Genomic DNA, 10326 nt, shown 5'->3' on the forward strand with positions numbered 1-10326 from the left:
AAGACGATGCGCATAACGCTCAAAAGGGCCTTTCGTTTGCGTGGCGTGGCCCTATCTCTCCCCCCATGGCATCGCAAGAGATCGAGGCGCTGGCGAGCGCACTGGCGCGGCTTCCCGGGTTGGGGCCGCGTTCGGCGCGGCGCGCGGTGCTGTGGCTGATCAAACGGCGCGAGACGAGCCTTGTCCAGCTCGCCGAAGCGCTGGAAGGCGTGCGCGCACGGCTGGTGGAATGCAGCACGTGCGGGAATGTCGATACGACTAACCCTTGCAGCATCTGCACCGATCCGCGCCGCGATGCCCGCGCGCTTTGCGTGGTGGAGGAAGTCGCCGACCTCTGGGCGCTCGACCGCGCGCGGCTGTTCACCGGGCGTTACCATGTCCTTGGCGGCCGACTCTCCGCGCTGGATGGCGTCGGGCCGGAGGATCTTTCGATCGGCCAGCTCCTTGTGCGGCTGGAGGCAGGCGGGATCGATGAAGTGGTGCTCGCGATGAACGCCACGCTGGAGGGCCAGGCCACTGCCCACTATATCGCCGAACGGATCGACACCCTGCCCTTGCGCGTTACGCAACTGGCGCATGGCCTGCCGGTGGGCGGCGAACTGGACTATCTCGACGAAGGCACCCTTGCGCAGGCGCTGCGCGCGCGAAGGCCGGTTGGCTAGGCTTAAGGTCCTCCCCATTTTGGCGCAGCCCAAATGGGGAGGTGGCAGCCCGCAGGGCTGACGGAGGGGCTATTCCTCGGCGCCATTACCCCTCCGACCCACCTTCGGTGGGCCACCTCCCCATTTGCGTCTGCGACGAAAATGGGGAGGGTCAATGGGCACCTTGCGAGTCGCCGCAGCCTTGCTTATCTGCGCCTCATGGCTATCCGCGAAATCCTCGAAGTCCCCGATCCGCGCCTCAAGCAGATCTCCGCGCCCGTCACCGTGTTCGACGAGGAGCTGAAGACGCTCGTCGCCGACATGTTCGAGACGATGTACCACGCGCCCGGCATCGGGCTGGCCGCCGTCCAGGTCGGCGTGCCGCTGCGTGTGCTGGTGATCGACCTGCAGCCCGACGATCCGGATGCCGAGCCGGTGCCGTGCGCGCACGACGGGCATCACCACCATCACCAGCCGACGAAGCGCGAGCCGCGCGTGTTTATCAACCCGGAAATCCTCGATCCTTCCGAAGAACGCCGCGTCTACAACGAAGGCTGCCTCTCGGTGCCCGAAATGTACGCCGAAGTGGAACGCCCCGCGCGCATTCGCGCCCGCTGGCAGGACCTCGACGGCACGGTCCACGAGGAAGAGATGGACGACCTCCTCGCCACCTGCCTGCAGCACGAGATGGACCACCTCGAAGGCGTGCTGTTCATCGACCATCTCTCGCGCCTCAAGCGGCAGATGGTGCTGCGCAAACTGGAAAAGATGCGCCGCGCGGCGTGAGCTCCACCCCGCTTGCGCTGCCGGTAGAGTCAGGATAAGTTCACGCTTCGTTCCTGTATTGGAGTCGGCGTGGATACCACCCTTGTCTTTGTTTTTCTGATCATTGCGCTGCTTGCCGGCCTCGGCGTGGGCTGGTTCCTTGGCGCGCGCCCGATTGCGGATTGGCGCGCACGGCATGACCAGCGCGATGCCGATGCCAAGGCTGCGGAAGGCATGGTCAAGGCCATGACCGTCGACCTCGCCGCCATGAGCGAGCAGGTAAAGGCCCTGGAAGCGCGGATTGCGGAACTCGCGAATGTGCGTCGCGAGCGGGATGAACTCGCCCCGGCCCTTGCCGCCGCGCAGGAGCGCGCTGCGGACGCGGATCGGATTCGCACGGAACTTGCCGCTCTGCGCGCCAACCGCGAGGAGCTGCGCGCCGAGTTGGAGCGGATGAAGGCGGAGGCCGAAGGATTTTCGGCAAAGGAGCGCCTGCTGATTGAAGCGCAGGAAACCTTGCGCAAGGAATTCGAGAACGCCGGTCACAAAGTGCTCGAGAAGGCGCAGGAAGCCTTCCTCGCCCGCGCCAACGCGCGCTTTGCCGAGAGCGAGAAAACCAGTGAGGCGCGACTGAAAGCAGTTCTGGAGCCAGTTGGCGCAAAGCTAGAGAAGTATGAGGCACAGGTACAAGCTCTAGAAGCCAAGAGAATCGACGATTTCGGCGGACTGCGCGAGCTGATCGACGGGATGCGTCAAGGACAAGAAGCAGTACGAACCGCTGCGCTGCAATTGGGAAACAGTTTGCGCAATGGCCCTAAGACGCGTGGGCGATGGGGCGAGTTGCAACTGCGGAATGTACTTGAACAATGCGGACTTGCAGAAAGAACAGACTTTGTTACTGAACATTCAGTTGAAACTGATGATGGCCGCTTGCGCCCTGACGCTATTGTCAGGATTCCCGGAAATAAAATTCTGGTTATAGACGCCAAGGTTTCACTTAATGACCATCAAGACTCGGTAACAGCTACCGACGACGCTACGAGAGATGCATTTCTTGATCGGCATGTTCAGTCGATGAAAAATCACATCAATACGCTTGGCAGTAAGGCTTATCAGGATCAATTTCCAGATTCTCCAGATTTTGTTGTAATGTTTGTGCCTGGAGATCATTTTATATCCTCCGCAATTGATCATGATTTACGTCGCCGTTCGATGTCAATCGATCAAGGCGCTTTGCTTCGAGACGCTGATCTTTGGAATTATGCATTTGAACGCCGCGTTCTATTGACGGGGCCAACCAATCTCGTGGCTATCGCAAGAACTATAGCACAGGTCTGGCGACAAGACGGGCTAGCTCGCGAGGCGCGTGAGATCGGCAAGATGGGCGGCGAACTTTATGACCGGCTAGCGAAAGTCGCAGAAGACTTGAGCAAAGTGGGTCTTAATCTTGGTCGTGCTGTTACGAGCTATAATGACTTTGCTCGAAGCTTCGAGAGTCGCGTTCTGGTCACCGGCAAGCGCCTGCGCGACAAACATATCGAGATCGGCAAGCGCGAGATCGAGGACGTACCGCTGATTGAGACGGTCCCGCGCCATGCCGAGAGCGAGGGCCCGAAGCTCGCACTGGTCGAGCCGGACACGGATGGCGAGGCGACGGAATAGGGTTCGTTCGACACGAACGGGCTGGACGAGGCTATCCCCCCAGCGCCGCCAGCACCTCATAGGCCAGCACCGCCGCTGCCACCGCCGCATTGAGGCTGTCGGCGCGGCCCTTCATCGGCATCGTCACGCGCAAATCGCAGGCCATTTCGTAGTCTTCGGGAAGCCCGCGCGATTCGTTGCCGACCAGCACAAAGCATGGCGCCGTGTACGGCGCACCGCGATAGGGCACCGCCTCCCGCAACGACGCAGCGACAAGCTGGCCCTCGCCCGACCGCAGCCAAGGCAGGAAATCCTCCCACCGCGCTTGCGCCAGCGGCACGGTGAACACCGCGCCCATGCTCGCGCGCACCGCTTCGACCGAGAAGGGATCAGCGCAATCATCGAGCAGGATCACACCGCCCGCCCCCACCGCATCGGCGGTGCGCAGCATGGTGCCGAGATTGCCGGGATCGCGCATGGCCTGCGCCACCAACCACAGCGGGGCGCGGCTACGGTCCAGCGCTTCGAGCCCAGTGTCCCATTCCGCGAAGACGCCCGCGACTGCCTGCGGGTTATCCTTGCCGGTCACCTTGGCGAGCAAGTCCTCAGGCATTTCGATCACATCGCCGCCTGCGCGCGTAACCGCCGCTTCCAGCGCATCGAGCAGCGGATGCCCCTCGCGCCCATCGGCCATCAGCAGCAGTTCGGGCAGGCGGCCGCATTCGCGCGCATCGGTCAGCAGGCGCAGCCCTTCGGCGAGGAAGCGGCCCTCGCGCTTGCGGTGCTTCTTTTCGCGCAGGGCGCGGACGGCCTTGATGGTCGGGTTGGAAAACCCGGTGATCTGACGGCGGGTCACAAGCCGCTCAATCTTCGCCGAAGCCGTCCTTGACGAGCCCGGCGACCTTCATCAGCACGCCCTGCGCGTCAGGTCCGGTCACGACGATCTCAACCGAATCGCCTTTCGCCGCGCCCAGCATCATCAGGCCGAGGATCGAGCCGCCCTGCGCTTCGGTCCCGTCCTTGATCACCAGGACTTCCACCCCTTCGGGCAGGCGCGCGACGGCATTGACGAACTTTGCACTCGCCCGCGCATGCAGGCCGCGCTGGTTGACGATGAGGACCGTTTCGCGCGCCGTTGTAACATCAGATGAGTTCGCAGCGGCGTCGTCAGTCATGCTCAGGCGTCCTGCCCCAGAAATTCGGATGCAATCGTGATGTAGTTGCGCCCGGCATCGCGCGCCGCGGCGGTCGCCTCGCGCACGCCCATCGCGTTGCGGGCCTTGGCGAGGCGGATCAGCATGGGCAGGTTGATGCCCGCGATGACTTCAACCTTGCCTGCCTCCATCAGCGAGATCGCAAGGTTGGAGGGCGTGCCGCCGAACAGGTCGGTGAGGATGATCACGCCGGAACCTGAATCGACGCGGCGGATCGCTTCGGCGATTTCCTTGCGGCGGCGCTCCATATCGTCATTGGGGCCAATGCAAACCGCAACGATATCCGGCTGCCGGCCAACTACGTGTTCCATCGCGTGGATGAATTCGTCGGCAAGAGCGCCGTGGGTGACGAGGATGAGACCGATCATGCGTTGCGGTTCATGTGAGGGGGTGGCTCCGAAGGGCAATGCGGCGGCGCGCCGCGTTCAGACTGGGCAAATTCGGTTGAGGCTGGTGCCGCATCCGGCTGAATGCCCGACCGGTCCCGCCATCTTCCAGTGCATGCCCATTCCCCCGATTCCCTGCCTGTCTCCCCGGATGGACGGCAGGTCTGTTTGTTTTTCATGTCTGCGCGCCTTCGACCATGTCAGCAGCGCGCGACCCCAGGTTGCGATGCAGCAATGTGGGAGAAAATCCCGCATCACGCAAGGCTGAAGCGATCTGTTCGGCCATGAACACCGAACGGTGGCGCCCGCCGGTACAGCCGAAGGCGATGTTCACATAAGCCTTCCCCTGCGCCTGGAAGCGCGGGAGCAGCAGTAGCAAGAGATCGCGGATCCGCGCGAAAGCCTCGCTAAATGCCGGATCGCGGCGGATATATTCGCCGACTGGCTCATCCTTGCCGGACATCGGCCGCAAGACATCGTCCCAGTGCGGATTGTTCAGGAAGCGCATGTCGAACACGAGGTCCGCCAGCGGCGGCGTGCCGCGCGAGAAGCCGAAGCTGCTGATGGTGAGCGTGGTGCGCTGCGGCGTGTGGCTGCCGAACTGTTCGCGAATCGCCTGCTGGAGATCGTTGGTGGAAAAATCGGTGGTGGAGATGACCACATCTGCCCAGCGGCGCAGCGGCTCGAGCAGTTCGCGCTCCGCCGCAATACCGGTGGCGGCGGGCTTGTCCTCGCTCATCGGGTGGCGGCGGCGGGTTTCGTTGTAACGGCGTTCAAGCTCGGACCCGCCGCAATCCAGAAACAGCGTGGTGAGCGCAAGATCGCCGCGCGATGTGAGCCGCTTGACCCGCTCGATCGTCTTTGCGGGATCGAAGCCGCGGGTGCGCGTATCGAAACCGATCGCAAGCGGGGAACCTGCATCCAGTTGCGCCGAACCCGGCTCGGTCTCCAGCAAACGGTCGAGCAAGCGGATCGGGAAGTTGTCGATAGCCTCCCAGCCCATGTCTTCCAGCGTGCGCAGCGCGGTGGTCTTGCCGGCGCCGAGTACGCCGGTGACGAGCAGGATGCGCTGCCGCGCTTGTTCCGGTTCCGACTCAGCCGACATGGCGGGTGGTTTGCGCCAGCCGAGGCGCGAAGGAAAGACCGCATCGGTGCAACGGACGTGGGTAAGCGCGCGGCTCTGTTCCGCTTTGCGACATCTGGCTCAATCGACGAGGCCGAATGTGCGCAGGGCCAGTTCGACGCGCAGATGGAGAACAGGGCTGTCCGGCCAGAGCTGAACCTGAGGGATCAGCGCGCCGTGGCGGGTGACGACTTTGGCATCCTCGATGAAGCGCGGACCCTCGCGGTCGAGCGCAATCACCAGTGCAACAGGCACACCGCGCGCGGTGGGCATGGTAACCAGGCCAAGGCCGCGCACCTCGATCAGGCCGGCTGTTTCGGGCACCGGATTGGCCAGCAGCCGCGCGCCATTGCGTTCGAGCGTGACGCCATCATCACCCACCAGCGCGGCACCGCGATCAATCAGCGCGAGCGCGAGGCTCGACTTGCCCGCACCCGGCGGTCCCTCGATCAGCACCGCGCGGCCTTCGATGGCGACGCAGGTGGCCAGATGCTTGATCGCCTGCTTCACTCCTCGTCCTCCCCGGCCATCGGCAATTCAAGCACCAGCTGCGCGCCGTGCTCGCCGCCGGGACGGTCGGTGATGGTGAGCGAGCCTTCGTGCGCCTCGGCAATCGTGCGCGCGATGGCGAGACCAAGGCCGCTGTGCGCGCCGAAAGCCTCGCTGGCGGGGCGCACGGAATGGAAGCGCTCGAACACTTTCTCGCGCTCGGCCGGGGGAATGCCGGGGCCATCGTCGCAGACGGCGAGGAAGACGCGGCCCTCGCTGCCCCAGACGACCACTTCGACGGTGCCGCCGGGCGGGGAGAAAGAGACCGCATTGTCGAGCAGGTTCTCAAGCACGCGTTCGAGCTGCAGGGCATCGCCGCGCACCATCGCGGTGCCGCCGCCGCGCACCATACGGATCGGGCAGGCCTCGCGGTCCGGCCGGGCACCGCGCGCGCCGACAACATCTCCGGCCAGGCCCGCCAGATCGAGCGGGGCGAATGTGGCGCGGCTCAATTGTGCATCGATGCGGCTGGCGTCGGCGATTTCGGTGATCAGGCGGTCGATCCGCTGGACATCGTGCGCGGCAATCGCGGCCAATTGCTGGCGCAGCGCCGGGTCATCCACCTTCTCCATGGTTTCGAGCGCGCTGGATAGCGACGCCAGCGGGTTCTTGAGCTCGTGCGCGACATCGGCGGCGAAGCTTTCGACCGCATCGATGCGCTGGCGCAGCGCGGTGGTCATATCGGAGAAGGCGCGGGCGAGCAGGCCGATCTCGTCGCCGCGTTCGGGCAGGCGCGGCACCACCACGGCGCGATCACGCCCGAGCCGCACGCGCACCGCCGCGCGGACCAGCGCCCGCAGTGGCTGGACGATCGTGCGCGCGAGAAACAGCGAGAGCTGGATCGAGAGCAGGAAGGCGACGCCGATGATGATCCCCAGCGACTGGCGCGCATCGCGGACCGACTGGGTGACATCGGTCGCATTGCGCAGCGCGAGCAGCATCTCGCCATCCGGCCCGACCGGGGTCGCGGCGGTGATCACCGGGGTACGATCGGGGGCGTATCGCAAGTAGACCTCGGTCGCCCGTGCGGTGCGGGCGCGCGCGATCTCCGGCCAGTTGGCCGCGCCCGTCTCGGGCGGTTCGCGGTAGCGCTCGATCACAGGGGCGCCGACGATGAAATCGACGCCGCGATCGAGCAGCCGCGCGGCGGTGGTGTACCAGGCCTCCTTGTCCGGATCGGCGAAGGCAAAGGGCGGCGGGGCAAGGCGGAAGCTGTCCGCGATCAGGCCGCCTTTCGCGTCGTACAGCGTGAGGCGCAGCTTTTGCGCAGTGCCGATTTCGGCAAGCACTTCGCGGGCCCTGGCCGGGCGCGCTTCGGTGAGCGCGGTGGCGGCAATTTCCGCTTCGGCGCGGGCCAGCTTGAAGCGTTCGGCGAGCAACTGCTTGCGGTAGCTGTCGAGGTAGAAGAACGAGCCGGCCAGCAGCGCCAGCGCAATGCCGTTGACCGCGAGAATGCGCACCGTGAGCGAGACACCGCGCACGCGCCAGGTGCGGCGACGCTGACCCGCACGGGCGGACTCGGGCGCCAGATCAGGAATCGGTGAAACTGTATCCGGCGCCATAGAGCGTCTCGATGGCGGCAAATTCGGCGTCCGCCGCGCGGAACTTGCGCCGCAGCCGTTTGATGTGGCTGTCGATGGTGCGGTCGTCGACAAAGACGTCGTCGTGGTAGGCCGCGTCCATCAACTGGTTGCGCGTCTTGACCACGCCGGGGCGCAGCGCGAGCGCCTCCAGGATCAGGAATTCGGTGACGGTGAGCGAAACCGCCGCGTCATCCCAGGTCACCGTATGGCGCGCCGGATCCATCACGAGGCGGCCGCGGCGGATCGGCTCGGGCAGCGGCTGTGCCTCCTCGCCCGGCTCGGCCGGACCCGCCGCATCGCTGCGGGCGATTTCGGAGCGGCGCAGGATCGCGCGGATGCGGGCGATCAGCAGGCGCTGGCTGAACGGCTTGGCGATGTAGTCGTCCGCCCCCATCGCAAGACCCAGCGCCTCATCGCCTTCCGCATCCTTGCTGGTAAGGAAGATAACCGGAAGCTGGCTCTTCTCGCGCAGGCGGCTGAGCAGTTCGAGCCCGTCCATGCGCGGCATCTTGATATCGCAGATGGCCAGGTCCGGCGGATTTTCGATCAATGCCTTCAGCGCGGCGGCACCATCATAGTAAAGGCGGGTGGCAAAGCCTTCGGCCTGTAGCGCGATCGAGACGGTGGTGAGAATGTTCCGGTCATCGTCCACCAGCGCGATCACGCGGGGATCATCGCCGCTGCGCGCGGGCGCGCGGAGCGCGGAGCGAGCCGGAGATTGCGATGCGTCGGACAGGGCGGCTTCCGGTCTGGCTGGCGGCGAGGCAGGGCCCAATCGATTACCGGTTCACCTCGCGGCTGGCAACCGGTGCGGGAACCGGTCGGGTTTGCGGGGCAGTTGTACGCGGTGCAACTTGCTGCGCAAAAAACTTGGTTGCCGCGAGGGCATTTGACGCAGCATGGACGGGTGGCTATGCGCCAAAACGGACTCAGCGCATTCGTATGCAAAACAGCAGCGGATTCGCCGGCGGACGAAAGCATCTGGGTGTGATTGCAACGCGGGGCCCTGCCTCGCCCGGAGCCCCAACCGGCCCGGGCAACTGGCAGACCTGCCATGGGAGACCGATCTGTGTCTGATACCGCATTGAACGTGAGCCTGGCCGAACAGGGCCTTCCCGAGCCGGCACAGATCTTTGCCAACCTCGGCACCGCGCCGCTGGTCGAGCATGCGATCCGCAATGGCGAAGGCGTGCTTTCGGCAGATGGCCCGTTCGTCGTCGCCACCGGCAAGCACACCGGCCGCAGCGCGAAGGACAAGTTCTTCGTCCGCGATGCCGAGACCGAAGACACCGTGTGGTGGGGCAAGACCAACGTCAGCATGACGCCCGAGCAGTTCGCCGTGCTCAAGGCCGATTTCCTTGCCGCGCTTGGCGGCCTCGACAAGGCCTATGTCGCAGACCTGTTCGGCGGATCGCAGCCCGAGTATCGCGTTTCGGTGCGCGTGATCACCCAGTTCGCCTGGCATTCGCAGTTCATCCGCACCCTGCTGGTGCGCCCGACGGCGGAAGAACTGGCGAGCTTCGCCCCCGAATACACGATCATCGATATCCCGAGCTTCCGCGCCGATCCCGCGCGCCACGGCTGCCGGAGCGAGACGGTGGTTGCGGTGAACCTCTCCGAGAAGCTCATCCTCATCGGCGGCACTGCCTATGCGGGCGAGATGAAGAAGTCGGTCTTCGGCATTCTCAACTATCTGCTGCCGGTGCAGGGTGTCATGCCGATGCACTGCTCGGCCAATATCGGTGCTGACGGCACAACGGCGGTGTTCTTCGGGCTTTCGGGCACCGGCAAGACCACGCTTTCGGCGGACGCAAGCCGCACCCTCATCGGCGATGACGAGCATGGCTGGTCGGACACGGCAGTCTTCAACTTCGAAGGCGGCTGCTATGCCAAGATGATCCGGCTTTCGGCTGAAGCGGAGCCCGAAATCTTCGCGACGACCAAGCGCTTCGGCACGATCCTCGAAAACGTCGTGATCGATCCCGAAACCCGCACGATCGATCTCGACGATGCCTCGCTCGCCGAGAACAGCCGCGGGTCCTACCCGATCGATTTCATCCCGAACACGAGCGAGAAGAACCTCGGTCCGGTCCCGTCGAACATCATCTTCCTCACCGCCGATGCCTATGGCGTGCTGCCCCCGATCGCGCGGCTGACACCCGATCAGGCGATGTACCACTTCCTTTCGGGCTACACTGCGCGCGTTGCCGGCACCGAAATCGGCGTGACCGAACCGGAAGCTACGTTCAGCACCTGCTTCGGCGCACCGTTCATGCCGCGCCATCCCTCGATTTACGGCAACCTCCTCAAGGAGCGCATCGCCAAGGGCGGGGTGAAGTGCTGGCTGGTCAACACCGGCTGGTCGGGCGGCCTCGCCACGATGCCGGGGATCAAGCGCATGCCGATCAAGGCGACCCGCGCGCT

At 64.8% G+C, this 10326-nt stretch carries 11 protein-coding genes; 4 read left to right on the top strand and 7 right to left on the bottom strand.

The genetic code is table 11. The annotated features are described in order from the left end of the window. The first annotated feature begins 65 nt into the window (after nucleotides 1–65). From recR to rmuC, 3 genes are all read left to right on the top strand, one after another. Nucleotides 66–662: a recombination mediator RecR gene (recR, locus tag Q0071_RS17305; protein ID WP_298172381.1), complete on the top strand. Its 597-nt coding sequence runs from the start codon at nucleotides 66–68 to the stop codon at nucleotides 660–662. A gap of 198 nt (nucleotides 663–860) precedes the next feature. After that, nucleotides 861–1427, top strand: coding sequence for a peptide deformylase (gene def / locus Q0071_RS17310; protein ID WP_298172384.1), 567 nt, complete (start codon nucleotides 861–863; stop codon nucleotides 1425–1427). Between the two features lie 69 nt (nucleotides 1428–1496). Then, nucleotides 1497–3068, top strand: a complete 1572-nt coding sequence (gene rmuC, locus Q0071_RS17315) for a DNA recombination protein RmuC (protein ID WP_298172387.1) — start codon at nucleotides 1497–1499, stop codon at nucleotides 3066–3068. A 31-nt stretch (nucleotides 3069–3099) separates the two neighbouring features. Here rmuC and Q0071_RS17320 read toward each other — a convergent pair whose 3' ends face one another. The 7 genes from Q0071_RS17320 to Q0071_RS17350 all read right to left on the bottom strand — a co-directional run bounded on the left by Q0071_RS17320 (nucleotide 3100) and on the right by Q0071_RS17350 (nucleotide 8566). Next, complete coding sequence (locus tag Q0071_RS17320) at nucleotides 3100–3903, bottom strand: RNA methyltransferase (protein ID WP_298172389.1); 804 nt, start codon at nucleotides 3901–3903, stop codon at nucleotides 3100–3102. Nucleotides 3904–3910: 7 nt separating this feature from the next. Further along, nucleotides 3911–4222 carry an HPr family phosphocarrier protein gene (locus Q0071_RS17325; RefSeq protein ID WP_298172392.1) on the bottom strand — a complete coding sequence of 104 codons (312 nt, stop codon included), beginning with the start codon at nucleotides 4220–4222 and terminating at the stop codon, nucleotides 3911–3913. 2 nt (nucleotides 4223–4224) lie between these two features. Continuing rightward, on the bottom strand, nucleotides 4225–4629 hold the full coding sequence (locus Q0071_RS17330; RefSeq protein ID WP_298172395.1) for a PTS sugar transporter subunit IIA: 405 nt from the start codon (nucleotides 4627–4629) through the stop codon (nucleotides 4225–4227). A gap of 193 nt (nucleotides 4630–4822) precedes the next feature. Further along, nucleotides 4823–5752, bottom strand: coding sequence for an RNase adapter RapZ (gene rapZ / locus Q0071_RS17335; RefSeq protein WP_298172398.1), 930 nt, complete (start codon nucleotides 5750–5752; stop codon nucleotides 4823–4825). A 99-nt stretch (nucleotides 5753–5851) separates the two neighbouring features. Next, a complete protein-coding gene (locus Q0071_RS17340; protein ID WP_298172401.1) occupies nucleotides 5852–6280 on the bottom strand; it encodes an HPr kinase/phosphorylase in 429 nt (142 codons plus the stop codon). Then, nucleotides 6277–7881, bottom strand: coding sequence for a stimulus-sensing domain-containing protein (locus Q0071_RS17345; protein ID WP_298172404.1), 1605 nt, complete (start codon nucleotides 7879–7881; stop codon nucleotides 6277–6279). The genes Q0071_RS17340 and Q0071_RS17345 overlap by 4 nt, the downstream gene beginning before the upstream one ends. Then, on the bottom strand, nucleotides 7850–8566 hold the full coding sequence (locus tag Q0071_RS17350) for a response regulator transcription factor (protein WP_298172407.1): 717 nt from the start codon (nucleotides 8564–8566) through the stop codon (nucleotides 7850–7852). Before Q0071_RS17350 ends, Q0071_RS17345 begins: the two co-directional genes overlap by 32 nt. 405 nt (nucleotides 8567–8971) lie before the next feature. On the opposite strand from Q0071_RS17350, the gene Q0071_RS17355 reads away from it, so the two are divergent. Then, the coding region (locus Q0071_RS17355) for a phosphoenolpyruvate carboxykinase (RefSeq protein ID WP_298172410.1) at nucleotides 8972–10326 on the top strand (1355 nt) is incomplete at its 3' end.

The organism is Novosphingobium sp. (assembly GCF_027486195.1).
Classification (GTDB): Bacteria; Pseudomonadota; Alphaproteobacteria; order Sphingomonadales; family Sphingomonadaceae; genus Novosphingobium.